The following is a 25,511-nucleotide window of genomic DNA, read 5'->3' as shown; positions in this document are numbered from 1 at the left end:
CTGGTCAACAAAGAGAAAAGAGAGGAACAATGTTTAAAAAAGCACTCATGGCCGCCGCCGCCTTCACGATGATGGTTTCATCGGCCTTCGCGGACGGAAAAATCATCGTCGGCTCCTACGCGGCCAATCCGCCCTGGGAATTCCAGAATGAGTCCGGCACGTTCGAAGGCTTCGAAATCGACGTCGCCACGGAAGCCGCCAAGCGCGCCGGCATGGAGGTGGAATTCCAGCCGCTCGGCTTCCAGGCGCTGTTCGCCGCAACCAGCTCCGGCCGCATAGATTTCGCCATCTCCTCGATTTCGATCAACAATGACCGCCTGAAGACCCAGTCCTTCACCCAGCCTTATTATGACAGCGACGGCACGATCGTCGGCAAGGACGGCTCGACAGTCAAGACGCTCGAAGATCTCAAGGGCAAGGTGATCGGCGTCGTCGCCGCCACCACCGGCGAAGCCTGGGCCAAGGAAAACGCCGACAAGCTCGGCATCTCCGAAGTCAAGAGCTACGCCGCCCAGCAGGACCTGTTGCTCGACGTGCAGAACGGCCGCATCGAAGGCGGCGCGGGCGAACTCGCGGGCTTCCAATACGCCATTCAGAAGGTGCCGGGCCTGAAGATCCTCGTCCGCATCCCGACCGGCGAGCGTTTCGCGATGATGGCGAAGAAGGACCATGAACTCCTTCCGAAGATCAACGACGCGATTTCGGCGATGAAGACCGACGGCACGCTCGCCGCCATCCACAAGAAGTGGTTCGGCGCCGAGCCCGACGCCGGCACCTCCACCGTCACCGTGATGCCCATTCCGGCAGCGCAGTAACTGCGTTAGGCTGCGGCGGATTCGCCGCAGCCTCCGACACTGTTCATCGAACCAGGTTGCGCTTAGCGCGGGATAGACATCATGGGTCTGATCGAAACCTTCTTCAATTGGGAGATCCTCGTTCGGTCCTTCCCCATCCTGCTGCGCGGCCTCGGCAACACGCTGCTTCTCGGCGTCTCCGCGATCTTCTTCGGCAGCATCTTCGGTCTGGCGCTGTGTTTCGTCAGGCTCTACGCGCCCAAGCCGTTCCAGTATCTTGCGGTCGCCTATATCGATGTGTTCCGCGCGCTGCCGATCCTGGTCGTGCTGATCCTCATCTATTACGCCCTGCCCTTCGTCGGCATTTCCTTCTCCTCCTTCACCTCCGCCACGCTGGCGCTGTCGAGGTGCTGTCGGCCTTCACCGCGGAAGTCTGCCGCGCCGGCATAGAGAATGTGCCGAAAGGCCAGTTCGAAGCCGCCGCCAGCCTGGGCATGCCGTTCTGGCAATCCATGCGCAAGATCATCCTGCCGCAGGCGATCAAGGTGATGATCCCGCCTTTGACTTCGAACTGCATCTCGACCGTCAAGGACACGGCGCTGGCCTCGGTCGTGGCCATGCCCGATCTCTTGAAGCAGGCGAACGACACGCAGGCATTGATGGCCAATCCCACGCCCCTGATCGGCGCAGCCATCATCTATTTCGTCATTCTGTGGCCGCTGGTTCGCCTAGTCGGCTATCTCGAAAAGCGCAGCGCCGCCGCCCGGTCGACGCATTGATCTTCAGAAAGCCTAGACGTCCATGAGCGATCTCAAATCGATGGATCAGCCCGCCATCGTCATGCGCGGCATCAACAAGTTTTATGGCCGCTACCACGCGCTGCGCGACGTGAACCTCACGGTCGCCAAGGGCGAGCGCATCGTCGTTTGCGGCCCGTCGGGCTCCGGCAAGTCGACGACGATCCGCTGCATCAACCAGTTGGAGAAGCATGACAGCGGCGCGATCACCGTCAACGGCATCGAGCTCGGCGCCAAGGGCCAGCGGCTGGACGAGATCCGCCGCGAGGTCGGCATGGTCTTCCAGCATTTCAACCTGTTTCCGCATCTGACCATTCTCGAAAACTGCACGGTGGCGCCGATGACGATCAAGAAGACGCCGCGCAAGGACGCCGAGGATATTGCGCGCCGCTATCTCGAGCGCGTCCGCATCGGCCATCTCGCCGATCGCTATCCGGCGCAGCTCTCCGGCGGCCAGCAGCAGCGCGCGGCCATTTCACGCTCGCTCTGCATGCAGCCGAAGATCATGTTGTTCGACGAGCCGACCTCGGCGCTGGACCCTGAAACGGTCGGCGAAGTGCTCGATACGATGATCTCACTCGCCGAAGACGGCATGACGATGCTGGTCGTCACCCATGAAATGGGCTTCGCCAGGCGCGTCGCCGACCGGGTGATCTTCATGGATCACGGCGCGATTTGCGAGGAAGGGCGGCCCGAGGAATTCTTCTCCGCCCCCAAGACCGAGCGCGCCGCCGCCTTCCTCAGCCAGATCATGCATTGACGCCGCTTCGGCGGCCTTCCGAACCCTTGGAGCACCCGATGTCCCCTGCCCATGAACAAGGCGGCGCGTTTCCGCTCGCGCAGATACGCGCGCATTTTCCGGCGCTGTCGCTGCCCGGCGATCCCGTCTATTTCGACAATGGCGCAGGCGCGCAGGTCCCACAGGGCGTCCTCGACGCGGTCGGCCATCACATGCTGCATCGCATGGTGCAGCGCGGTGGTCGCTATAGCGCAAGCCGCGCCGTCGATGAGGCGATCACCGAAGCCCGCGCCCGCGTCGCCGATCTCGTCAACGCCTATGATTCCGCCGAGATCTCCTTCGGCATGAACGCCACCTCGTTCATTCGTCTGGTCAGCCTCGGCATCGCCCGGATGATCGGCGCGCGCAACGAGATCGTCGTCACCGATATGGACCATGACGCCAACATCGCCACATGGTTGGCGCTGGAAAGCCATGGCGTCAAATGCGTCTGGTGGCGCATGCGCGACGACGGCGCTCTGCATGTCGAAGATCTCCAGCCTCTGCTCAACGACCGTACGCGGCTGGTGGCCTGCACCGTGGCGTCGCACGCGATCGGCTCGCTGGTCGATGTAAAGGCGGTGGGCGCGATGGCGCATGCCGCCGGCGCGGATGTGTTTCTCGACTGCGTTCACTATGGCCCGCATGGCCTGATCGACGTGCAGGACTGGGATTGCGACTATCTCGTCTGCTCCGGCTACAAGAATTTCTCGCCGCATATGGGCTTTCTCTGGGGTCGCTTCGACCTTCTGAAGGCGTTGCCGACCTTCAAGGAAGACTTCATCCCCGATGTCCCGCCGCACAAGATCGAGGTCGGCACGTTCACCTATGAGAACGCCGTCGGCATGGGCGCGGCCGTTGACTATCTCGCCGCGCTGGGCCGAAACTTCTCTTTGACGTCCACGACCTCCCGTCGTGACGATCTCGTTGCCGGAATGACCGCGATTCGCGCCTATGAACTGACGCTGTCGCGGGCGATGCTGAGGGTGCTGACATCGCATGGCGCGACGATTTACGGCGTCTCGGACGAAACCCGGATTTCAGCGCGCGTCCCGACTTTCTGCTTCAACCTTCCCGACCGTCGCCCGGCCGATGTGGCACAGGCCATGGCCGACGCAAACATCATGATCCGCGACGGCCATATGTATGCGCCCCGCCTGATGGCGCGACTGGGGCTCGCCATGGACAGCGGCGCGCTTCGAGCGACGCTGGTGCACTACAATACCGTAGAAGAGATTTCGCGGTTCGACCGAGTGCTGGAACAACTGATCTGAATGAACTCAGCCTGAACTCAGAACGTGCTGGGCGGCGCATATCGCGCCGCCCAGGTTTACATCGCGTCGCCGGTTATTCGCCGAGAGACGCCTTGAGCTTGGTCACTTCATCGGCCTCCATCTGGCCGAGGGTCGTCACTTCACCGTCCTTGATCTTCCAGAGACGGAACGGGCCGGTGATGTCGCCATATTTGTCGAAGCTGACATTGCCGATCACGCCTTCATACTTGATCGGCTTGCCTTCCTTGAGAAGTTTCAAAGCCTTTTCGAACTCGGCCTTGCCGGCATGGATCGGCTCGCCGCCAGCCGCCACGACTTCGGGAATGGCCGCCTTGATCGCCGCCTTGTCGGCCTTGCCGGCCTTGGCGATGGCGAGCGCGACGATCGCGCCGGCGTCATAGGAGCGGTCTGCCGCCGGGGCCGACGGCGAGATGCCGTCGGAGAACGCCTCGTAATTGGCGTTGAAATATTCGGTCGACGCGGTCGGGCTGGTGCCAGAGGACGTGCCATAGGCGTCGTTCAGATATTGCGCGCCGACGGCGGAGATGAAATCCCCCGAATTCATGCCGTCATTGAGCAGGAACTTGGCCGGGCCGCCGCCGGAGATCCAGGCGCGGGCGATGGTCGCGCCATCGACGGGCGTGCTGACGAGATAGAGGGCTTCCGGCTCGCCGTTCATTGCAGCGCTGGCTTCCGCCGAATAGCTCGCCTGCTTTTCGTTATAGGGTGTGGTGGAGGTGATGACGCCGCCGAGCTTGGTGTAGGCGGCGGAGAATTCCTTCACCATGTTGACGCCGAAGTCGTTGTTGACGTTGATGATGGCGATCTTCTTGAGGCCCTGGTCGATGGCGTATTTCGCCGCCGCCGTGCCCTGCAGCGCATCAGACGTGATGGTGCGGAAGAAGACGCCATTGGTCTTGCCGTCACGACCCAGCGCCGTCAGCGTTGGCGAGGACGAGGCGGGCGAGACCTGCGGCACGCCGGCAGGCGCGGTGACCGAGGTCAGGATCGGGATCGATACCGACGAAATAATCCCGCCGATGATCACCGGCGCCTTTCTTGATATTGACCAGCTGGGTGGCCTGGTCGACTGCGACATTACCCTGGCTCTGGCTGTCACGGGTGTCCATGACAAGCTTGCAACCGCCGACGCCGCCGGCGTCGTTGAAGTCGCGGAAGGCCATTTCGATCGATTTTGCGCCGGCCTTGCCATATTCGCCGGCCGGGCCGGTCAGTTCCATGACGACGCCGACGGTGATGTCGCAATCGGCGGCGAAGGCCGGCAGGGCGAAGCCCGCCAGCATGGTGGATGCGAGAACCAGTTTTTTCATATCATTCCCCTTTGTTGAGATTGTATTTCATGATGCTCCCATGACGTCCCGTCCGATCCCGTTCGAGCGTATAGACGTCCCCTTCCAGCTCCTTGGCCTCGGCCATGACGGCCTCGATTTCGGAGAGATCATCGTCCGACAGCTGCGTGTCGGAGATCGCCAGATTGGCGGCGAGATGATCGCGATTGCGCGCGCCGACGATGACTGCGGCGACGCCGGGCCGGCGCAGCATGGCGGCGCTGGCGATGGTGGCGATGTCGGTCCCGCGACGGTCGGCGATGCGGCGCAGCGTACCGAGCAGCGCCTGGAACAGATCCCAGCCGCCGATATCGTCGATGATCAGCTTGTATTTGGTCAACGACCGGTTTTCGAGCGGATGCTCCGGCTCGGCGACGCCCAGCCAGCGATCGCTCAGGAAGCCGCCGGCGACGGTGCCGTAGCAGAACAGCGCGAAATTCTTCTCCGCAGCCAGCGCCGTCATACGCTTTTCGGGGCGGCGATCGAGAAGCGAATATTGCAGCTGCAGCGAGGCGAGAGACACGCCGGAGGCAAACAACGCCTCGATGTGATCGCTGTCGAAATTGGTGGCGCTGACCTTGTCGATCTTGCCCTCTTGTTGCAGCTCCCGCAGCCAACCGGCGGTTTCCAGCCAGCGGTCGATATCATAGGCCCACCAGTGAAACTGGACGAGATCGAGCCGTTCGAGATTGAGCCGCTTGAGCGACGTGTCGATCACGCCCTCCACATAGGTCTTGCTGATGGTGGGCAGCACAGCGAGATCGGGCACGAATTTGGTGTGCACGCGGATGCGATCGAGCGCCTCCTGGCCGCGCAAATCGCGATAGCGCAGGCGGAAACGGCCGATCATCTCCTCGACGCCGGTATAGATGTCGGCGCAGTCGAAGGTGGTGATGCCCGCATCGGCAAAGGCCACCATGTCGTCGATTGCGGCGTCGGCATCGACGGCGCCATGGCCGCCCGCCAATTGCCAGCCGCCGCGGATGACGCGGGAGATGTCGTAGCCGGGTGCGAGGGTGATGCGTTGCATGAGGTCAGTCTTTCAAGGGAACGGCGGTGGTTTCGGCATGGCTGAACCGACGCAGGCCCAGCCGCTTGATGCGCAGACGCGTCACGCAATTGGGGTCGGGGCAGGCAATCTCGGCGTCGGTGGTCATCCAGTCATGCGGATGGGTGGGCCGCTGCTTGGCGGCCAGAAGCGGCAGAACCGAGGCGAGCGAATAGATGGAGAACCCCTGCCCCGGCGGCATATGCAGCATCTCGCCGCGAAGCTCGAAATGGTCGCCCGGCTTGGCGCCGCAATAGACGGGACCGTTTTCCGGGAACACCACCTCGACGCGGAGGTCGTAGAGTTCGAAGAGATCATTGACGCTCATGGCATTCCTCACGCGGCCTGTTCGGCCATAAGCCGGGATCTGACGAGATCGAAGGACCGGCCGATATCGTTGGCCAGCGACCGCGTCGCGGCGTCGGCGTCGCGGCGCTCGATCGCCTCGATCATCGCCCAGTGATGATCGGTCGCCGCAAGCCCGCCCTGCTCGTCATGAATCTGGGCGGCGGCCCGGACGACGGGCCCCGATTGCAGCCACAGACTCTCGACGATCGGGATCAGCACATTGGAGCCGGCCGCCTGATAGATGTGAAAATGGAAACGCTGGTTGAAGTGCGATGTCACCGGGCCGATATCCAGGCCGTGTTCCCCGAAGGCCAGATCACACTCCCGGTTGATCTCTTTGAGAATTTCGAGATCATCTTCCGTGAGATTGGCGATGGCGAGCTCCACCATCCGGCCCTCGATCAGCACGCGGGCGCGTTCGAGATCGTCGAGACGCTCGCGGGTGATGAGCGGCACGCGCACGGTGCGGTTCGGCATCGCCTCCAACGCCTGTTCGGAAACGAGGCGACCGAGCGCCTCTCGCACCGGCATGGTGGAGGTCTGCAGCCGCTCCGCGAGATCGACGATGCGGAGCGGATCTCCGGCGGCGAAGCCTCCCGAGATCAGCGACTGGCGCAACTGGCCATAGACGCGATCCTGCACGGTCTCCCGTCCGACCGGCGTCAGCCCCTCCACGGAATTGGCCTGTAAGTCCGTCATCCCCGCCTCATGCGATTTCCGGATAAATTCCGGTTGATTTTCTGCCGGTCATAAAGTTTGATCAAACATCACACATCAAATCAAGTCTGAATTTGAGAATGGCCGATAGCGAAGTTCAAAGCACGACAGACGCTGCCCCGCCCGTCATCGACGCGCGGCGGCTGACCAAACGCTTCGAAGGCTTGACCGTGGTCTCCGAGATGTCGCTGACCGTCCGGCGCGGCGAGATGGTTGGTCTGATCGGGCCGAACGGGGCCGGCAAGACGACGATGTTCAACCTCATCGCCGGCAGCCTGAAGCCGACGTCGGGCGAACTGTGGATCTCGGGCCGGGAAGTTTCCGGAGCGGCGCCCGAAACCCGCATCGCGCATGGCCTGGCCCGCACCTTCCAAATTCCCCGTCCTTTTCCTGAGATGAGCGTGCTGGAAAACGTGCTGGTCGGCGGCCAGCGGCAGGTCGGCGAAAGCCTGTTCGCCAACTTTCTCCGACCGGCGGCGGTGCGCGCCGGCGAGGCAGCTCTGATCGACAAAGCCCGCGGGCTTCTCGACTTCGTGACGCTCTCGCATCTCGAACATCAGCCGGCGCGGATTCTCTCCGGCGGCCAGCGCAAGCTGCTCGAACTCGCCCGCGTGCTGATGGCCGATCCCAATGTGATCCTGCTCGACGAGCCGGCGGCGGGCGTCAATCCCGTCTTGCTGGAGGTGATCATCGAACGCGTGACGGCGCTCAACCGTCAGGGCGTGTCCATCCTGCTGATAGAGCACAATATGGACATGGTCTCCCGGCTCTGCTCGCGCGTCGTGGCGATGGCGCTCGGAAAACTGCTGGCGGAGGGCTCTCCTGCCGATGTGGCGGCCAACCCCGCCGTCATCGACGCGTATCTCGGAGGCGGCTTGTGAGCGACATCGTCCTCTCCACCAAGGCCCTGGTCGCCGGTTACGAGCCTGACCTGCCGATTGTTCGCGGCGTCGATTTCGAGGTCCGGAAGGGTGAACTCGTCGTGCTGCTCGGTCCCAACGGCGCCGGCAAATCCACTTTCGTCAAGGCCATCGCCGGGCTGGTTCCGATCCATTCAGGCGCTATGACGTTGAATGGCCGCGACATCACCCGCGTCGCCCCACATCGGAAAGTGGCGGAGGGCCTGGGCTTCGTGCCGCAGACCGAAAATGTCTTCGCCACCATGAGCATTCTCGAAAACCTGCAGATCGCGGTCGCGCATCTGCCGCGCTCTGAGCGCAAGACGGCGATCGACGCGCTGTTTGCCCGCTTTCCTGATCTCGCCTCGAAGCCCTCTCGCCTCGCCGGCGCGCTGTCGGGCGGACAGCGACAGATGCTCGCGGTCGCCCGCGCCCTGGCGCTCGATCCGCCCGTCATCATTCTAGACGAGCCCTCGGCCGGCCTCTCGCCCAAGATCGTCGGCGAGGTCTTTTCCATGCTCCGCAGCGTCAATGCCAGCGGCGTGACCGTGATCCTGGTCGAGCAGAATGTGAAGGCGGCGCTCGCCATCGCCAGCCGCGCCGTGATCCTGGCGGAGGGACAGATCCGCCACCAGGGAACGCCGGCGGAACTGGCGGATGATCCGCTGGTCGGCAAAATCTATCTGGGCGCGACCCATTCCCGCGAAAGGGCTTCCCCATGAACCCACAGTTCCTGATGGATGGGTTGATTGCCGGGTCGATCATCGGGCTCGGCGCGGTCGGCGTCACGCTGACCTATTCGATCCTGCGCTTTTCCAATTTCGCCCATGGCGAGCTTCTGTCCTGGGGCGCCTATATTGCTCTCGCGGTCTCCAGCGCGCTCGGCTATCTGGCGACGGACCTGACCTCTCCGATCGGCCCCTTTTCCTTCGGCTGGTCGCTCCCCTTGGGCATGCTTCTTGCGATCATGCTGACCGGGCTTCTGGCGCTTGCCGTGGACGCCTTGCTGTTTTCCAGTTTCCGCCGCCGGGGCAGCGCCGTGATCATCATGGTCATGGCGAGCTTCGGCGCATCGCTCGCGCTGCGCAGTCTTCTCGAATTCATCTTCACCTCCAGCCCCGCCTATTTCACCAATGCGCTGCAGATCGCCATGAAGCTCGGCGGCGGCCTGCGCGCCACGCCCGACCAGTTGCTGATGCTGGCGCTCGCGGCCATCGCGGTGATCGTCGTGCATCTCCTGATGACCCGCACCGACATCGGCCGCGCCATGCGGGCGGTCAGTGAAAATCCGGCGCTCGCCAGCATCGCCGGCATTGATGTGCGCCGCGTGATCCGAACGGCGTGGTTCCTCGGCGCGGCGCTCGCCTGCGTGGCCGGCGTCATGAGCGGGCTGCTCATCCAGATCCGCCCCTATCTCGGCCATGATCTCCTGCTGCCGCTGTTCGCCGCCGCGATCCTCGGCGGCATCGGCAGCGTGCCGGGAGCCATGCTGGCGGGGCTGATCATCGGCCTCTGCGAAGCGCTGGCGGTGCAGCTGGTCGGCGCCGAATGGCGCGCGGCGGTGGCCTTCGTCATCCTCATCGCGGTTCTGCTCGCGCGACCGCGCGGCCTGTTCGGGAGAGTGGCATGAGCCTCGACATCCTCGCTTACGCCGCCTTCTTCCTGACCATGGCGCTGACCTATGCGGTGATCTGCCTGGGGCTCAATGTCCAATGGGGCATGACAGGCCTCTTTAATGTCGGCGTTGCCGCCTTCGTCGCGATCGGCGCCTATACCTCGGCCATTCTGACGACGCCCGACGCCCCCGACCGGTTGGGCGGCTTCGGCCTGCCGATCGTCGTGGGCTGGCTCGGCGCGGCTGTTCTCTCAGGATTTCTGTCCTGGGGCGTCGGCGCATTGACCATCAGGCTGCGCGCCGACTATCTCGCCATCGCCACATTCGGCGTGGCGGTGACGATGCAACTCGCCATGCTCAATCTGCAGCCGGTCACCGGCGGCGCCTTCGGCATCGGCTTCATTCCCCGCCCCTTCGGCGCCTGGCAGGAAAATGCCGCGCTGTTCAGCTTCGCCAATTTCGGCGTCATGGCGGTGGTCGTTCTCTGCCTCTATCTCGGCCTGGAGCATCTGGCGAAAAGCCCCTGGGGCCGCGTGCTGCGCGCCGTGCGCGAGGATGAGACGGCGGCGCAGGCGCTCGGCAAGCGGCCGATCCGATTCCGCTTGCAGGCTTTCACGCTCGGCGGTGCAATCATGGGGCTTGCCGGCGCCTGCCAGGCGCATTTCATCGGTTTCATCGCGCCCGACAATTACATGCCGATCCTCACCTTCCAGGTCTGGGCCATGCTCATCGTCGGGGGCTCCGGCAACAACAAGGGCGCCATCGCGGGCGCCATCCTCGTCTGGGGTCTCTGGGCGCTGACGGCTGCGGCCGTCTCGAGCTTCGTTCCGCCCGACCAGCAGGCGCGCGCCGCCTCCCTGCAAATCGTCGCCATCGGCATCGGGCTCTGCCTGATGCTGCTCTGGCGCCCCCGCGGCCTGTTCGGAGAGGTCAGCCCGTTGACCCGCCTCAAATCCGCCCGCGTCGCAAAAACCAAGGACTGACATCATGACCGCCCGCCCCGACCGTATCCGCCTCACTCCCGATCTGGAGATCAGCCGCCTCGTCTGCGGCCTCTGGCAGGTCGCCGATATCGAGAAGAACGGCGCAACCATCGATCCCGACACCGGCGCCGATGCGCTGGCCGCCTATGCGAAGGCGGGCTTCGACACATTCGACATGGCCGATCATTACGGCTCTGCCGAGATCATCACCGGCCGCCTGCTGGCCCGCTTCGACACCGCCGACAGACCGCGCGCCTTTACCAAATGGTGCCCCGAGCCCGGCCCGATGACCCGCGAGATCGTGCGGCGCGGCGTCGAGGAGCGATTGGAGCGGTTGAACGTCTCCAAGATCGATCTGCTGCAATTTCACTGGTGGACGTTTGAACATCCGGCCTGGCTCGACGCGCTGCATGAAATGCAGGCGATGAAGGAAGAAGGCCTCATCGGCGCGCTCGGCCTCACCAATGTCGATGCGGCGCATTTGGCGCTGGCCTTGGCCGACGGCATCGAGATCGTCAGCAATCAGGTATCTTTCTCGCTGATCGACCGCCGCGCCGCCGGCGATCTCTCGCGCGTCTGCGCCAGATCCGGCGTGAAGCTTCTCGCCTATGGCACGCTGTGCGGCGGCTTCCTCTCGGAAAAGTGGCTCGGCAAGCCCGAACCCACCGAGATCGCCGATTGGAGCCGGTCGAAATACAAGCGCTTCATCGATGCGGCCGGCGGCTGGGAGCCCTATCAGGCGATCCTCCGCGCCGCCTCAAGCATCGGTCGCAAGCACAATGTCTCGCTGTCGAATGTCGCAAGCCGCTGGGTGCTCGAACATGAGGCCGTCGCCGCCACGATCATCGGCGCGCGCCTAGGAGAGAGCGAGCATCGCGACGACAATCTCAATGTCTTCCGCTTCGCGCTCGACGCTGACGACCATGCCGCGCTCAATGCGGCTTTCGCGCAGACCACGCCCATTCCCGGCGATTGCGGCGATGAATATCGCAAGCCGCCATTCCTCACGGCGTCCGGCGACCTCAGCCATCATCTCGACGCGATCCCCTCGGTCTACCAGGCCGTTCCCGTGCCGGGACGCCCTGATCGTCTCAGAGTCTCCTCGGGCAGCGTCTGGGAGCCGATCGCCGGCTATAGCCGCGCGGTCCGCGTCGGCGACCGCATTCTCGTCTCCGGCACCACCGCCACGCATGGCGCCAACCGCTGCGTCGCCCCGGGAGACGCCGGCGCGCAAGCGACCTATATCCTCGACAAGATCGCCGCCTCGCTCGCCCCGCTCGGCGGCAAGATGGAAGACGTGGTGCGCACCCGCATCTACCTGAAGGACGCCAATCAATGGGAACCGGTGTCGCGCGCCCATGGCCGCGTCTTCGGCGGGGTCTTGCCGGCCAACACGCTGATCGAGGCCGGCAATCTGATCGGCGACTATGAGGTCGAGATCGAAGCGGAAGCGGTGGTCGGCTGAGCCGCCCCCGGATGGTTTCGCCAAGCTGGAAGGATTGCGAGAGCCAATCGCAAGGCTGCGCCGCCTTGCCGGTGGGACGAAAGGACGTCGTCGCCGCTCGACAAAAGGCTTGAAGCCGGCTTTCAGACATCTCCGCCTCCTTGTTCCGGCGGAGATGTCTTATCTCGCGAAAAAGCGAGGTCTTCGTTCTCAGGCGTCGACCGTCTCCCGCACATCGTCGAGGAGAAAATGGACGATGACATAGTTCGTCGTCACCTGCCGGCCGCTCTCGCTCACATGCTCCTCGACGCCGCCGTCCGTGGGGTGCCAACGATGATAGTGCGGATTGGTGGTGATGAGCGTAATCGCCTTGCCGAGCCGGGCGCCGCCCAGCCGGTAGCGCGCTTCGGCCAAAGGCCAGATCCGCTCGAAATCCTGCTGCGTAATCCTCAGGCGCAACGCCTGGCGCGACCCATGCCCCTCTTTCGCCGAACCGGCTTCGCCGCTTCCCGGCTCCTCAAGCGTCACCTCCTCCGCGTCGTTCAGTATGAAGTCGAGGTCGTCAGGCCACATCCGTCTCATGAAGTCGCTCCTCCCAGCTTTCCATGTCGATAACGCCATCAGTTTACCTCCAATGGCGGGCGACGCAAGGAGGGAGCCGGGACAAGATCCAAATGCCGCGCCTTTGGGCCTTCGCAACGAGCCGCTCATACCGTCCGCTACGCGTTCACATCGCCGCCGCCGCATACATTCACCGCGGCGGATAATGGGGCCGACTTCCCCGATGGTCGATTGACGACACTTGTATGAATATGTTTATACATCTGTCATCGAACGCCCAATTGGTCCGGGCCGAAAGACCGCCAGCCGATGGCGTTCGGAGAAAAACTCCGAGCAGAGATACGCAGGGGGACATGCCATGGGCGCTGCAGCCGCCGACCAGATCGCTGTTTCCGTTCAGAATGTCGGAATGAAATTCGGCGCGGTCCAGGCTGTGAAGAACGCCTCGTTCGATCTGCCCAAAGGGCGCTTTCTCACCATCCTGGGTCCGTCCGGCTCAGGCAAGACGACGCTTCTTCGCATGATCGCCGGCTTTGACCGCCCGACCAGCGGCGAGATCTTCATCAGCGCCCGCCCGGTAAGCGCGGTGCCGGCGCATCGGCGCGCCATCGGCATGGTCTTCCAGAAGCTCGCGCTCTTCCCGCATATGACGGCTGGGGAAAACATCGCCTTCCCGCTGAAAATGCGTCGCCACGACGCCCGCGTCATCCCCGAGAAGGTCGAAAAATATCTCGACCTCGTTCGGCTCGGCGGTTATGGCGACCGGCGGATCGGCGAGCTCTCGGGCGGCCAGCAGCAGCGTGTCGCCATCGCCCGCGCGCTCGTGTTCGAACCGGACCTGTTGCTGCTCGACGAACCGCTGGCCGCGCTGGATCGCAAGCTGCGCGAAGAGATGCAGCTCGAATTTCGACGTATCCAAAAGGAACTCGGCGTGACGACGATCAATGTCACCCACGATCAGCGGGAGGCCCTGGTGGTGTCCGACGAGGTCATCGTCATGAATGACGGCGAGATCCAGCAGAATGCGCGGCCCGTCGACGCCTATCGGACGCCGTCCAACGCCTTCGTCGCCAATTTCATCGGGGTCACCAATTTCATCGACGGCAGGGTCGTCGATCTCTCGGCGCCGGCGGCGGCGATCGAATCGAATGGCCGACGCCTCGCCGGCGTCGCCGCCGATCCGAAGCTTGCGGTAGGTTCCCGCTGCGCCGGGGCAGTGCGCGCCGAGCAGGTCCGCATCGCCGTAAAGGGCGACGGTCTCGCCGGCCTGGAAACGGTGGTGGCCGGGCGCGTCGTCGACTGCATTTTCGAAGGCGAGCGTGTCGTCTATGAAATCCGTGTCGGGGAACTGGGGGACGCGCTCATGCGCGTCTTCGATCACGATCCCGAGACGCATCTGCAGTTCAGTCCCGGGGAGGAGGTCTGTCTGGGCTGGAATGCACGGGATATGCATGTCTTTCAAAAATGACCCTCAGAAGGTCGAGCCAGAGGAGAGTGTTACATGTCGCATGAAAAATCTATGAATGCCCCGCTCCGTCGCCGCACCATACTGGCGTCCATGGCGGCGGCCGGCGCGTCCGCCGGTCTGTCGACCCTCGGCGTCGGCCGCGCCTTCGCCCAGGAACCGGAAAAGCCCGCCGAAATCATCGTGCGCGCCTGGGGCGGAAGCTGGGTGGATGCGCTCAAGGCCGGCGTATCCGACAGCTTCACCAAGGCGACCGGAATTGCGGTTCGCCACGACCTGACCGAAGACAACGAAATCCAGCCAAAAGTCTGGGCGGCCGTCGCTCAGAAGCGCGTTCCGCCGATCCACATCAATTGGGACACCACCACCAACGCCACCAAGTCGGCGCTGCGGGGCGTGACGGAGGATCTCTCGGATCTGCCGAACCTGAAGAACGCGACGGACCTCGCCAAGCCTGTTGGCCTCGACGGCTACCCGATCGTCAACACCTATGGCTATGTCTATGTCTTGGCCTATCGCCCCTCCGCCTTCCCGAACGGCGCGCCGAAGTCGTGGAAGGATCTGCTCGACCCCAAGCTGAAGGGGCGCATCGCGCTGTACAACGACGGCATCGGCTTCCACTTCCCGGCCCAGGTCGCCGGCGGCGGCAAGCTCGAGGACATCCCGGGCAACATGCAGCCGGCCTGGGACTTTATTTCGAAGATCAAGGAACAGCAGCCGCTCTTGGGTGAAGATCCCGACTTCACCACATGGTTCCAGAAGGGTGAGATCGACGCCGCCTGCACGATTTCGACCAACGCCCGCGAAGCCAAGAAGAACGGCATCGAGATCGCCTGGGTGGTGCCCGAGGAAGGGGCGAAGTTCGATACCGACGGTCTCTGGATCCCCAAGGGACTTCCGGAGAACGAGCTCTATTGGGCCAAGCAATACATCAACCATGCGCTGACCCAGGAAGCCCAGCAGATCTGGCTCGACGGACTCGGTCTGCCCGGCGTCATTCCGGGCGTGAAGCCCCCGGCCGACCTCGCAAACGACCCGTCCTATCCGACGACCGAGGAGCAGTTCAAACATCTGATCCGCATCTCGTCGAAGGTCCAGGTCGAGAACGAAAGCCAGTGGTTCGCCAAGTTCAAGGAAATCATGCAGGGTTGATCCCTGTGGCGCCCGCCGCCTTCCGAGGCGGCGGGCCTTCCGCTTCGCCCTGCAATCCATCTTCGTCATCGCGACGCCTTCTCTCCGCCTCGTGAACGGCAAAAGGACCGGACTCATGCGCGCTTCCCGTGTCGCCTATCCTCTGACGTGGCGCGTCATGGATGTCTTCGAACGGCTCGCAGCCGTCCTGTGGCCGACCAGCTTCCGGAGGACGCTGCCCTATCTGATGTTGCTGCCGGCCGTCGTGCTGGTGGGCCTGCTCGTGCTCGGCCTCATCCAGATCGGCGATGCAAGCCTCAGGACGCTCGACACCAATACGTTCCTGATGTCCGAGACTTATACGCTCGCCAATTATCAGCGCGCGATGACCGAGAAATTTTTCATCACGGTAGCCGGTCGCAGCTTGGTGGGGGCGCTGATCGTCACCGTGATCACGCTGATCTTCGCCTTTCCCTACGCTTATCTGATGGTGCGGACGCCGTCTTCGGCGCTGCGCAAATTTCTGCTGGTGGCGCTGTTTCTGCCGTTCTTCATCGGTCAGGTGGTGCGCGCCTATGGCTGGCTGATCATTCTGGGAAATCAGGGCATGGTCAACGAAGCGCTCGGCCTGGTGGGCGTCGAGCCGATGCGCCTTCTCTACAATTATCCGGCCGTTCTCTTCGGCCTCGTCCAATATATGCTGCCTTTCGCTGTGCTGATGCTGGCTCCTGCCTTGACCGCCATCCCGGCGGAACTCGAGGCGGCGGCAACTTCGCTGGGCGCGAGTTGGGGACGAAGTTTCCTCCACGTTCTGCTGCCTTTGGCCAAACCGGGCCTCGTCGGAGCTGGTCTCGTCGTCCTGACCCTGTCGCTGACGGATTTCGCCATTCCGGCGATCCTCGGCGGCGGCACACAGGATTTCATCGCCAACGCCATTTACGACCAGTTCTTCCGCACGTCCGATCAGGGGCTGGGCGCGACGCTTTCGCTACTGCTCGTCGCGGTCGGCTCGATCCTGGTCGGGGTCGTCTTCATGCTGTTCGGCGCCGGAACTCTGTCCATGGGCGGCGACCGCAAATGACCGGCGCCCGCAGCAAATCGATCGTGATCTGGGCTTTCGTGGCCACCGCGCTCATCATGCTTTCGGCGCCGACCATCGTCGTCCTCGGAGCCTCGTTCACCGCCGGCAACATCATCACCTTTCCTCCGGATGGCCTATCGCTGCAATGGTACGCCAAGATCCTCCAGGCCGGCGACCTGCGCCAGGCATTCGTTCGTTCGTTGATCGTCGCGGCCATCTGCACCGCGGTTTCCATTCCGGTGGGCACATTGGCGGGGATCGCGCTCGCCAAATATCGGGTGCGCTTCGCCCGCTCCCTTCAGGTCTATCTGCTGTTGCCCTTTACAATTCCGTTGATCGGGTCGGGCATCGGCATGATGCTCGCGTTCGGACAAATGGGCGTGTTGGGCCAACTCTGGCCCGTCGGCATTGCCTGCGCTGTGATCAACCTGCCTTTCATGATCTGGGCGGTCACGGCGAGCGCCAGCAATCTGTCGCCGGATCTGGAGCTGGCGGCGGCCAATTGCGGCGCCCCGCCGCTTCAAACCTTCTTCTACATCACGCTTCCCGCTGTGCTGCCGGGCGTGATCACAGGCTCGTTGCTGATGTTCATCCTGGCGCTCAACGAGTTCCTGGTCAGCCTGCTCCTCGTCGATGCGCGAAGCGTGACGCTGCCGGTGCAGATCTACAATTCGATCCGCTCGATCATCACACCGGATCTGGCCGCCATCTCCGTGGTGTTCATCGCCTGCGCGGGCGCAGCGATCGCATTGCTCGACCGCCTCGTCGGGCTCGACATCTTCCTCAAGTCGAAGTGAACCGAGAGCGAGCCGACGCGGCGGCGGTCTTCCTCAGTCAAGCCTTCTGCCGGTGGACGCGTCGAACAGATGGTCCTTTCCGGCGCGTGGCTTGAGATGAATGGTCTCTCCACGCTGGATCGAAGGTCGATCGGTGAACAGCGCAGTCATCTGAACGCCCGCCATGTCTCCCATCACGAACGTCGCGTGGCCTGTGTTTTCAACGGCGGTGACGGACACGCTCAGCGCGCCGGGCGTTCCCTGCGCGACGAGGTCGAGATGCTCCGGCCTGATGCCCCACAGCACCGGGCCGGATGCCGTCGTTCGGGCGTCGATGTCGATCTGGCCGACGATCCGCAGTTTTCCCTCGGCGGCGGTTCCGGCCAGGAGATTCATGGCCGGCGAACCGATGAAGCCCGCGACGAAAGAGTTAGCCGGCCGATCATAGAGTTCCAGCGGCGCGCCCGCCTGTTCCAGCCGCCCTGCCCTCAGCACAACGATGCGATCGGCCATAGTCATGGCCTCGACCTGATCATGGGTCACGAAGATCGAGGTGGAGCCGAGGCGGTCATGCAGCGCGCGGATCTCCGCCCGCATCTGTACACGCAAGGCCGCGTCGAGGTTCGACAGCGGCTCGTCGAACAGAAACAGAGCGGGCTGACGCACGATCGCCCGGCCCATGGCGACCCGTTGCCGCTGGCCGCCGGACAGTTCCTTCGGCAAGCGGTCGAGATAGTCGGACAGGCCGAGAATGGCCGCCGCTTCCGCCACGCGCGCATCGATATCCGTCTTCGGCGCATTTCGAAGCTTCATGGAGAAGCCCATATTGTCTCGCACCGTCATATGCGGGTAGAGCGCATAGTTCTGGAAAACCATGGCCAGATCACGGTCCTTCGGCTCGACGTCATTGACGATCTTGCCGCCGATGGAAATCGTGCCGCCGGTGATGGTCTCCAGACCCGCCACCATGCGCAGCAGCGTCGATTTTCCGCAGCCCGAGGGTCCGACCAGCGCGACGAATTCGCCATCGGCCACGTCGAAGCTCACGCCGTGCATGACTTTGACCTTCGCATAGGCCTTTTCCACGGTGTTGATGGAGAGTTGCGCCATGACGTCCTCTTCGGAGAAGTGCAGCCGGGTCGCTCGAAAGCGCCGGGAAAATAAAGCCGTCGCACCGGTCGGCCGTGTGGCGAACCGCAGAGCCGACCGACAGCGAGATGGGTGGGGCCGGATCAGCCGAGAACGACGACCTTGCTCAGATGGCGCGGGGCCGCCGTGTCGACATTCTTCTGGTTGGCCACGCGTTCACCGATGATCTGCAGCGCGGGAAGCACCTCCAGCGCCCGACCGAGACCGGTCTGCGACAGCGGAATTTCCAGATCGCCCGGACCGCCCAAGCCGATCACCTTCGCGCTTTTGGCGCGAACGTCTTCGGCGACGCGCGATTCCTCCTCCAGCGTATCGACCGAATAGAGAATGACGACCACGGAGTTTTCGTCGATCAGGCTGATCGGGCCGTGGCGATATTCGAGCGGATGAAAGGCCTGGCTGAAGGTGATCGACATTTCCTGCAATTTCAGGCAGCCCTCCGTCGCCATGCCATAGAGCGGGCCGGCGCCGAGATAGACGTAATGGCTGCGTCCGCGGATCAGAGGAACGCAGGCGTCCGCCGCCTCAAGCGCCGCCTCGGCTTCCGCGATCGCGCCCAGCGACGCCCCCGCCATTCGCAGGCCGGCCAGCAGCATCAGGGAAGCGGACACGGTCATGACGATGCCTTCTTCCTGATGGGTCGGCAGAAAGATCGGCGTGTCGGCGGCCTTGAGGATCGTGCTGTCCGGTTCGCAGGATATGGCGATGGTCGCGAGACCCGCATTCCGCGACGCCTCGATGGCCTGGACGGTCTCGGTGGTCGTGCCGGAGCGCGACAGACCGATCACGCAGACATCGCCGCGATCGGCGAGATAGTCGCCCATTCGCCGCGCCCATTCGGCGCCCGGCACGGCGATGGCGTTGCGGCCATTGTGGTTGAAGGCGGCAGCGATCGTCTGGGCGAGATAATAGGAAGTGCCGCAGCCGGTGATCACCACGGTCTTACCAGGCACTGAAGGCAGCGGCTGCGCGAGCGCCATTTCCCAGAACGGAAACTGTTCGCGGATGACTTTTTCGGTGAGGTTCATGAGGGCGTCCTTTACTTGCTTGCGCCGGCCATCAGGCCCTGCACGAGGAAACGGTTGAGGAAAATCACCAGCAAGACGGGGAACGATGGCGATGACGCCGGCGGCGTTCATCAGGCCGTAATCGACATAGTTGCGGGTGACGAATTCCGGAATGAGGACGGTCAGCGGCTTGGTGCTGAGCGTCGGCGAGAAGACCAGGGGCACCATGAACTGGCCCCAGGCGGAGAGAAAGGTCAGAATGGCGGTGGCGACGAGGCCGGGACCGGCCAGCGGCAACACGATGCGCACCAGCGTGTAGAGTTTCGAAGCGCCGTCGAGCCAGGCCGCCTCTTCGAGCGACAGCGGCATGGACTGGTAGACGCTGCGCATCAGCCAGAGCGCTAGGGGCAAAAAGGCGGAGACATAGATCAGCGTCACGCCGAGATAGGTGTCGACGAGGCCCGCGCCGATCATGATGCGATAGAGCGGGATCATCACGGTATAGGCCGGCACGCCCAGCGTTGCGACGATGATGACAAAGACGAAATCCCGCCCCGGAAATTTGAGCCGCACGAAAGCCCATGCGCCGAATGCGGCGATCGCGACGGTCGCGAGCGTCGCCGCCAGCGAGGTGACGAGACTGTTGATGAAGGCGCGCGAGAACTGCGGCCAGACCGACTGCACCTCATTGCCCTGGCTGACGGACGTGGCGCCGAACAGCTTGGCGTAGTGCTGAAGCGTCGCGTTCTCCGGCCAGAGCCGCAGGTGATCGCTGATCAGTGCATTGGGCGGGGTCAGCGAGGTGGCGAGCGCCCAATAGACCGGCCCGAGCGACCAGACCAGCAGCAGGACGACGGCGACATAGAAACCGAGGCGGCGCATCAGTCGAACCTCGTTTCTTTATAAACGCGAAGGACATAGACGGCGGAGACCATCAGCGAGGCGATCATTGCGAGGATCGACAGCGCCATGCCGAGCGAAAACTTCATGTTCTGGAAAGCGGACATGTAAACCTGCACCATCAGGCTGCGCGTGCCGATCGAGCTGCCGTTGAGGATCCAGGCCTCATCGAACAGATTGAAGGCGAACACCGTGGATTGGCTGAGCGCAATCGCAAGACCGCTCGAGATCAACGGCAACGTGATGAGCTTAAACTGCTTCCAGGGCGAGGCTCCGTCCAGACGGGCCGCTTCGTAAAGATTGGCCGGAATGGATTGCAGCGCAGCGAGAAGGATGATGGCGGTGAGCGGCAGCATGCGCCAGGCATGCACCACCGCGACCAGAAACAAGCCGGTCAGCCGATCATTGAACCAGACCTGGTTCTCCGAAATGACGCCCAAGCTTTTCAGAATGCCATTCAACAGGCCGTAGCTCGGATTATAGATCCACAGCCAGATGATCGCGTTGACCACCGGCGGCAGGCACCAGGGCAGGATCACGGCGGCCAGCAGCCAGCGGCGGCCGATGCGCGCCTTGTGCAGCACGAGCGCGGCGCCCAGCCCACCCAGCGTTTCGATGGTGACGGCCATGACGACATAGAGAAACGTGTTGTTCCAACTCGCCAGCACGTTTTCATCGAACATCAGATTGATGTAATTGCGCAGGCCGACAAAGGGCGTGCCGGGCTTCATCGGTTCGACCCGATAGAAGCTGTCGATGATCGTGACGATCAGGGGCAGGATCACCAGCCCGCCCATGATCAGGATGATGGGAAGAGAGAGGCCGAGGCCGAGCCGCGCCTCCCTATCCAGGAAGACGCGCTTCTTGAAGAAGCTTGTCGCCATTACTGCTGCGCCTCCTTGGCGGCGTCGGCGATCGCTTTCAGCGCGTCGTCGATCGAGAGCTGACCCTTGGCGGCGGCGTTCAGATTTGTCGCCACGGCTGCGGAAAACTCGGGATACCAGCCGGGCGTGCCCTGGGCAAAGAGCGGCTCGACGAGCGCCGCCTGGGCGATCAGCGTATCGCCCTGCTGAAGCTTGCCGTCCTTGTTGAGCTTTTCCAGCACCGAGATGCGGGTGGGCAGATTGCCGAGCTTGAGGTAGTTGTTCTCCATCGTTTCCGGATCGAGCATCCAGTTGATGAAGGCGTGCGCAGCCTCCTTGTCCTTGGCCGATACCGGGACGCCCAGCGCGCCCGGCAGGCCGATGGTGCGCGATTTGCCGTCGACATTCGGCACCAGCGCGGCGGCTGCGTCGGCCGCGACCTGCGACTTGGACGCGTCGGAATAGACCGCCAGATTGCCGGCCCAACCGGCCACGTCGAAGGTGACCTTGCCGGATTTGAACAGTTCCTGGATTTCGACATCCTTGAGCGAGGTCGAGGCCAGATCGATCAGGCCGTCCTTGAGCGCCTGAACCTCGAAGGCCATGGCTTTGTAGCCGCCGCTGTCCTTGTCGGTGAACAGCGGGTTCATGTCCTTGTCGAACAGATCGCCGCCGAACGCCTTCGTCAGCAGGTACCAGGCGGTTGCCGCCCCTTCGGTGGCCGAGAGCGGCAGGCCGATCGGATATTGCACGCCGGCCTTTTCCTTGACCGCCTTGGCGGCGGCGAGAAGCTCGTCCGGCGTCTTCGGCGCATCGGTGACGCCGGCTTTGGCGAGATGCGCCTTGTTGTAGATCAGCACGCGGAAATCGTTGTTGTAGGGCACGCCGATCAGCTTGCCGTCGAAGGTGAAGATCGAGGTGGTCGGCAGATCCTTCTTCAGATCCTCGCTGAGGATGCCCGAGAGATCGTCGTACCAGTTGGCGCTGCCGAACTGACCGACCCAGGACCAATCCATTTCGGTGGCCGATGCGGGCGCGGTATTGGCCATCATCGAGGTGACGATCTTGGTGCGGATCTCGTCCCAGCCCAGCGTCTGCACGTCGAGCGCGCCTTGGGTCTTGGCGGTGTATTTGTCGGTCATCTCCTTGGGGAGCGTGACCCATGGCGGCAGCAGGACCGACAAAGGTTCTGCGGCGAAGGCGGAAAGAGGAAGAAATGCCGCGCCCAATCCCAGTGCGGCGGCGGCAGACAACAGCGTACGACGTTTCATGTTCATTTATCTCCTGTTGTGGTTAGTGGTCTTCAAGCGATGCGGCAAGCGTCTCCAGAAAGCTGTTCGTGATGGGCAGTCCGGCATGTTCGGCAGCACGCCAGAGCGCGCCGCCAATAGGGGGTAGTCTGGGCGTGACGGGTTCTCCGGCCCGCTTGGCGGTCGCGGCGAGAAGCCCGGCGGACCGAAAGACGCCGCCGGCATAGGACCAGTCGAGATCGGGCGCTCCCAGAGCGCGTCGGGCGGCGAACACATGTTCGGCCAGCCTGTCCGCTGAGGCGTCGAGCAACACCGCGGCGACGTCGTTGCCTTGTTCGCGCATCGCCGACACCGTTTGCGCGAGCGCCGCATAATCCGCTCGGCGATTGCCCCGATTGAAAGCCCATTCGATCAGGTCGACCGCGGACACGCCGCAGGCGGCAAAACGCCCTCGGCGAAGCGCCGCCCCTCGCCCGAGGGATCGTCGAGCCGCCCGTCCAGGACACGGCTCGCCAGCGACAGGGCTTCACGACCGATCCAGAAGGCCGAGCCTTCATCGCCGAAAGCCTCGCCCCAGCCGCCGAAGCGCACACTCCGGCCGGCAACCTTCGCCCAGGCCATGCTGCCGGTGCCGGCCAGCAAGAGCACGCCGTCACGCCCGGCAAAGGCGGCGTCGCAGGCGACCTCGACATCGTTGAGCACGAGATGAGGGCCGGAAAAATGCGCTGCGACCACGGCCCGCTGATGGGCGGAAACCGCGTCGATCTCGCCATGACAGGAGAGACCGAGCACGCTCGAGGCGAAACTGCGATTTCCGCAAAGAGCGTCGACCGCCGTCGCCAGCACGGCTGTCCAGCCCTCGCCCGCCATCGGATCGAGGCCAGGTCCGCGCCAGACGTCGAGGACAGCGCCATCCGCCGTCGCCACCGCGGCGATCGTCTTGCTGCCGCCGGAATCGAGCCCGAAAATCAGGGTCATGCCGCAACCGCCTGCGGCAGGTCCGCCTGACGCACGTCGAGACCGAAGGCGCCCAGACGGTCGAACCATTCGGCGGAGAGTCCCGTATCCGTCACCACCGTTTGCAGATCTGTCATCGGGGCGACACGGTAAGTCAGCCGCTGACCGAACTTGCTGGAATCGGATAGGAGAATGCGCTGCTCCGACCGTGCGATCATCACGGAATTCAGCCGCGCCTCGTTCTCGTCGACGGAGCTCATCGCCCCGTCCACGGCGATTGCGCCGGCGCCGAGAAACAACTGGCCGAACCACAGTCGCTCCAGCATCTCCTCCGCCAGAGGACCCACGACGGACGAGTTTTCCTTGCGCAACTGACCGCCGAGAAGCGTGACCTTGACGCCGACCACGTCGATGAGCATCTGCGCCGCCGGCAAACAATTGGTGAAGACATTGAGCGGCAGCGGATTGACCCGGATGCGCCGCGCGAGCTGCAGCACCGTCGTGCCGGAATCCAGGAAAATCGAGGTTCCCGGCTGCAGCATGTCATAGGCGAGGTCGCCGATGGCGCGCTTGGCGAGCAGAGCCTGCGCCTCGCGCTGTTCGAACGCCACTTCGACCTCGAACTGATCCGCCAACCGCGCGCCGCCATGCGTGCGCACCACTACGCCCGCTTCTTCGAGTTCCGCCAGATCGCGGCGCAGCGTCGGCAGGGACGCGCCGACAGCCTGCGCAATGGCGGCGATCGAGGAGGAGCCGTTGGAAAACAGGAACTGGCGGATGGCTTGGGCGCGGTCTGGCTTCATGCGGCTCACTACCCCTTTATGGGAGGCTCTGCGTTCAATCTCGTCACAAGATTTCTTGAAAATGAATCATTGTCAATCATATTTTTGAGCGTTATTGATCGTTCATCGCATTTCTAGCCTGATGCCACCGAGCGATGGAGCCTGCCGATGTCCACGACCGCCCTTACGTCTCTGCCCCGTCTTCACCGCGAGGGACGGGCTGTCGGCATCACGTCGGTGTGCTCCGCGCATCCCGAGGTGATCGGCGCTGCGCTGAGGCTGGGCCGGGACACGGGCCAGTCCGTGCTCATCGAAGCCACGTGCAACCAGGTCAATCAGGATGGCGGCTACACCGGCATGACCCCTGGCGATTTTCGCCGCTTCGTCGAACGCATCGCCGGCGAAACCGGCTTTGATCTCGACAGACTGATTCTCGGCGGAGATCATCTCGGACCAAATCCCTGGAAGCATCTGAGCCCCGAGGCGGCGATGGAAAAGGCCGAGGCGATGGTGGCGGCCTATGCGGCGGCGGGCTTTGAAAAGATCCATCTCGATTGCTCGATGGGCTGCGCCGGCGAGCCGCCGGCCCTGGACGACGAACACACCGCCGCTCGCGCCGCCCGCCTCGCCGCCGTCGCCGAAAAACACTCTACCGGCAGACCGGTCTATGTCATCGGCACGGAAGTGCCCGTTCCCGGCGGGGCGCTCGAAGAGGTCGAGCATCTCGACGTGACGTCGCCCGACGCCGCCGAGGCGACCGTCGACATTCATCGCCGGGCCTTTGCGGGCGCCGGCCTGGACGAGGCCTTCGAACGCGTCATCGGCCTTGTCGTCCAGCCCGGCGTCGAATTCGGCAATCAGAATGTCGTGTCCTATGTTCCCGAAGCCGCCCAGGCGCTGTCGCGACGCCTGGCGGATCTCCCGGGTCTCGTTTTCGAAGCCCATTCCACCGATTATCAGACAGGAGCCGATCTTCGAGCGCTGGTCGTCGACGGCTTTTCCATCCTCAAGGTCGGGCCGGGCCTCACTTTCGCGTTGCGCGAGGCGCTTTATGGTCTCGACGCCATCGCGGCGGAACTGGACGGCGACGCACTGTCGCTCAAGCCGGCCATGGAAGCGCTGATGCTCCGCCAGCCCGGCCATTGGGCGAAATACTATCCCGGGACCGCTGAAGAGCAGGCATTGCATCGCCATTTCAGCTATTCCGACCGCATCCGCTACTACTGGGCCTTGCCGGAAGCGAAAGCCGCTATCGACGCGCTGATGAAGAGGCTCGGAGACAAGGCTTTGCCGGAAACGCTGATCAGCCAACACCTCGCGGCGGCATGGCCGGAAGTGCGGACGGGCCTCACCGCACCCACGGCCCGATCGCTGGCGCGCGCCGCCGTCACGCGCATGCTGCGGATCTACGCGGCTGCTTGCGGCCAGAGCTGATCGATGCGACGGCGGACGCATGCGCGCGTCCGCCCGGCGGTCTCTGTCGCGACATGCGCGAACCCCAAAGCTAAGCCGCCATCGCCGGGCCGATGCGAATGGTAACGCC

General features: G+C 63.6%; 24 protein-coding genes and 4 pseudogenes. 14 read left to right on the top strand and 14 right to left on the bottom strand.

All coding sequences use genetic code 11. The annotated features are described in order from the left end of the window. The first annotated feature begins 29 nt into the window (after positions 1 to 29). The 4 genes and pseudogenes from H2O14_RS22265 to H2O14_RS22250 all read left to right on the top strand — a co-directional run bounded on the left by H2O14_RS22265 (position 30) and on the right by H2O14_RS22250 (position 3,643). Entirely contained in the window at positions 30 to 815 is a 786-nt protein-coding gene (locus H2O14_RS22265) for an ABC transporter substrate-binding protein (protein ID WP_182829621.1), read from the top strand. Between the two features lie 81 nt (positions 816 to 896). After that, a pseudogene (locus tag H2O14_RS22260) lies at positions 897 to 1,573 on the top strand (amino acid ABC transporter permease). 22 nt (positions 1,574 to 1,595) lie between these two features. Further along, positions 1,596 to 2,351 carry an amino acid ABC transporter ATP-binding protein gene (locus H2O14_RS22255; RefSeq protein ID WP_281410044.1) on the top strand — a complete coding sequence of 252 codons (756 nt, stop codon included), beginning with the start codon at positions 1,596 to 1,598 and terminating at the stop codon, positions 2,349 to 2,351. Positions 2,352 to 2,389: 38 nt separating this feature from the next. Next, positions 2,390 to 3,643 carry a cysteine desulfurase-like protein gene (locus tag H2O14_RS22250; RefSeq protein WP_182829620.1) on the top strand — a complete coding sequence of 418 codons (1,254 nt, stop codon included), beginning with the start codon at positions 2,390 to 2,392 and terminating at the stop codon, positions 3,641 to 3,643. A gap of 73 nt (positions 3,644 to 3,716) precedes the next feature. On the opposite strand, the pseudogene H2O14_RS22245 reads toward H2O14_RS22250, so the two are convergent. The 4 genes and pseudogenes from H2O14_RS22245 to H2O14_RS22230 all read right to left on the bottom strand — a co-directional run bounded on the left by H2O14_RS22245 (position 3,717) and on the right by H2O14_RS22230 (position 7,087). Then, positions 3,717 to 4,974: pseudogene (locus tag H2O14_RS22245) on the bottom strand (ABC transporter substrate-binding protein). A gap of 1 nt (position 4,975) precedes the next feature. Further along, positions 4,976 to 6,022 (bottom strand): aldo/keto reductase, encoded by a 1,047-nt coding sequence (locus H2O14_RS22240; RefSeq protein WP_182829619.1) that lies wholly within the window; start codon positions 6,020 to 6,022, stop codon positions 4,976 to 4,978. A gap of 4 nt (positions 6,023 to 6,026) precedes the next feature. Next, positions 6,027 to 6,368, bottom strand: a complete 342-nt coding sequence (locus H2O14_RS22235) for a TIGR04076 family protein (protein ID WP_182829618.1) — start codon at positions 6,366 to 6,368, stop codon at positions 6,027 to 6,029. 8 nt (positions 6,369 to 6,376) lie between these two features. Further along, positions 6,377 to 7,087, bottom strand: a complete 711-nt coding sequence (locus H2O14_RS22230; RefSeq protein WP_182829617.1) for a GntR family transcriptional regulator — start codon at positions 7,085 to 7,087, stop codon at positions 6,377 to 6,379. Between the two features lie 98 nt (positions 7,088 to 7,185). Here H2O14_RS22230 and H2O14_RS22225 point away from each other — a divergent pair, with 98 nt between their 5' ends. From H2O14_RS22225 to H2O14_RS22205, 5 genes are read left to right on the top strand one after another with little or no spacing between them, the layout of a single operon-like run. Next, positions 7,186 to 7,986, top strand: coding sequence for an ABC transporter ATP-binding protein (locus H2O14_RS22225; protein ID WP_182829616.1), 801 nt, complete (start codon positions 7,186 to 7,188; stop codon positions 7,984 to 7,986). Next, entirely contained in the window at positions 7,983 to 8,726 is a 744-nt protein-coding gene (locus H2O14_RS22220) for an ABC transporter ATP-binding protein (RefSeq protein WP_182829615.1), read from the top strand. Before H2O14_RS22225 ends, H2O14_RS22220 begins: the two co-directional genes overlap by 4 nt. Continuing rightward, positions 8,723 to 9,634 (top strand): branched-chain amino acid ABC transporter permease, encoded by a 912-nt coding sequence (locus H2O14_RS22215; RefSeq protein ID WP_182829614.1) that lies wholly within the window; start codon positions 8,723 to 8,725, stop codon positions 9,632 to 9,634. The genes H2O14_RS22220 and H2O14_RS22215 overlap by 4 nt, the downstream gene beginning before the upstream one ends. Next, positions 9,631 to 10,602, top strand: a complete 972-nt coding sequence (locus H2O14_RS22210) for a branched-chain amino acid ABC transporter permease (RefSeq protein WP_182829613.1) — start codon at positions 9,631 to 9,633, stop codon at positions 10,600 to 10,602. Before H2O14_RS22215 ends, H2O14_RS22210 begins: the two co-directional genes overlap by 4 nt. A 4-nt stretch (positions 10,603 to 10,606) precedes the next feature. Further along, positions 10,607 to 12,067: an aldo/keto reductase gene (locus H2O14_RS22205; RefSeq protein ID WP_182829612.1), complete on the top strand. Its 1,461-nt coding sequence runs from the start codon at positions 10,607 to 10,609 to the stop codon at positions 12,065 to 12,067. 189 nt (positions 12,068 to 12,256) lie between these two features. Here H2O14_RS22205 and H2O14_RS22200 read toward each other — a convergent pair whose 3' ends face one another. Beyond that, positions 12,257 to 12,619: a hypothetical protein gene (locus tag H2O14_RS22200; protein WP_182829922.1), complete on the bottom strand. Its 363-nt coding sequence runs from the start codon at positions 12,617 to 12,619 to the stop codon at positions 12,257 to 12,259. Between the two features lie 346 nt (positions 12,620 to 12,965). On the opposite strand from H2O14_RS22200, the gene H2O14_RS22195 reads away from it, so the two are divergent. The 4 genes from H2O14_RS22195 (at position 12,966) to H2O14_RS22180 (ending at position 17,081) form a co-directional block, all read left to right on the top strand. Continuing rightward, positions 12,966 to 14,075 (top strand): ABC transporter ATP-binding protein, encoded by a 1,110-nt coding sequence (locus H2O14_RS22195; RefSeq protein WP_182829611.1) that lies wholly within the window; start codon positions 12,966 to 12,968, stop codon positions 14,073 to 14,075. A gap of 33 nt (positions 14,076 to 14,108) precedes the next feature. Beyond that, positions 14,109 to 15,224, top strand: a complete 1,116-nt coding sequence (locus H2O14_RS22190; RefSeq protein ID WP_182829610.1) for an ABC transporter substrate-binding protein — start codon at positions 14,109 to 14,111, stop codon at positions 15,222 to 15,224. Positions 15,225 to 15,339: 115 nt separating this feature from the next. Then, positions 15,340 to 16,284: an ABC transporter permease gene (locus H2O14_RS22185; RefSeq protein ID WP_182829609.1), complete on the top strand. Its 945-nt coding sequence runs from the start codon at positions 15,340 to 15,342 to the stop codon at positions 16,282 to 16,284. Then, positions 16,281 to 17,081 carry an ABC transporter permease gene (locus tag H2O14_RS22180; protein WP_182829608.1) on the top strand — a complete coding sequence of 267 codons (801 nt, stop codon included), beginning with the start codon at positions 16,281 to 16,283 and terminating at the stop codon, positions 17,079 to 17,081. Before H2O14_RS22185 ends, H2O14_RS22180 begins: the two co-directional genes overlap by 4 nt. 33 nt (positions 17,082 to 17,114) lie before the next feature. Here H2O14_RS22180 and H2O14_RS22175 read toward each other — a convergent pair whose 3' ends face one another. The 9 genes and pseudogenes from H2O14_RS22175 to H2O14_RS22140 all read right to left on the bottom strand — a co-directional run bounded on the left by H2O14_RS22175 (position 17,115) and on the right by H2O14_RS22140 (position 23,989). Next, a complete protein-coding gene (locus H2O14_RS22175; protein ID WP_182829607.1) occupies positions 17,115 to 18,170 on the bottom strand; it encodes an ABC transporter ATP-binding protein in 1,056 nt (351 codons plus the stop codon). Positions 18,171 to 18,292: 122 nt separating this feature from the next. Further along, positions 18,293 to 18,784: an SIS domain-containing protein gene (locus tag H2O14_RS29605; protein WP_409526970.1), complete on the bottom strand. Its 492-nt coding sequence runs from the start codon at positions 18,782 to 18,784 to the stop codon at positions 18,293 to 18,295. 24 nt (positions 18,785 to 18,808) lie between these two features. Then, a pseudogene (locus tag H2O14_RS29600) lies at positions 18,809 to 19,141 on the bottom strand (SIS domain-containing protein); the annotation flags it as partial. Positions 19,142 to 19,248: 107 nt separating this feature from the next. Further along, positions 19,249 to 20,098 (bottom strand): annotated as a pseudogene (locus H2O14_RS22165) (carbohydrate ABC transporter permease). Further along, complete coding sequence (locus tag H2O14_RS22160) at positions 20,098 to 21,000, bottom strand: carbohydrate ABC transporter permease (RefSeq protein ID WP_182829605.1); 903 nt, start codon at positions 20,998 to 21,000, stop codon at positions 20,098 to 20,100. The pseudogene H2O14_RS22165 and the gene H2O14_RS22160 overlap by 1 nt, the downstream one beginning before the upstream one ends. Further along, a complete protein-coding gene (locus tag H2O14_RS22155) occupies positions 21,000 to 22,250 on the bottom strand; it encodes an extracellular solute-binding protein (RefSeq protein WP_182829604.1) in 1,251 nt (416 codons plus the stop codon). Before H2O14_RS22155 ends, H2O14_RS22160 begins: the two co-directional genes overlap by 1 nt. A 22-nt stretch (positions 22,251 to 22,272) precedes the next feature. Then, complete coding sequence (locus H2O14_RS22150; protein ID WP_182829603.1) at positions 22,273 to 22,659, bottom strand: hypothetical protein; 387 nt, start codon at positions 22,657 to 22,659, stop codon at positions 22,273 to 22,275. Further along, entirely contained in the window at positions 22,641 to 23,207 is a 567-nt protein-coding gene (locus H2O14_RS22145) for a BadF/BadG/BcrA/BcrD ATPase family protein (RefSeq protein ID WP_182829602.1), read from the bottom strand. The genes H2O14_RS22150 and H2O14_RS22145 overlap by 19 nt, the downstream gene beginning before the upstream one ends. Beyond that, on the bottom strand, positions 23,204 to 23,989 hold the full coding sequence (locus tag H2O14_RS22140) for a DeoR/GlpR family DNA-binding transcription regulator (protein WP_182829601.1): 786 nt from the start codon (positions 23,987 to 23,989) through the stop codon (positions 23,204 to 23,206). The genes H2O14_RS22145 and H2O14_RS22140 overlap by 4 nt, the downstream gene beginning before the upstream one ends. Before the next feature lie 147 nt (positions 23,990 to 24,136). On the opposite strand from H2O14_RS22140, the gene H2O14_RS22135 reads away from it, so the two are divergent. Then, positions 24,137 to 25,402: a D-tagatose-bisphosphate aldolase, class II, non-catalytic subunit gene (locus H2O14_RS22135; RefSeq protein WP_182829600.1), complete on the top strand. Its 1,266-nt coding sequence runs from the start codon at positions 24,137 to 24,139 to the stop codon at positions 25,400 to 25,402. Positions 25,403 to 25,511: the final 109 nt, after the last annotated feature.

Origin of the sequence: Rhizobium sp. G21, assembly GCF_014158035.1 — a bacterium.
Taxonomy (GTDB): domain Bacteria; phylum Pseudomonadota; class Alphaproteobacteria; order Rhizobiales; family Rhizobiaceae; genus Rhizobium_E.
Note: the sequence above shows the minus strand (reverse complement) of the source record. Positions and strands in the feature narration are given on the sequence as shown.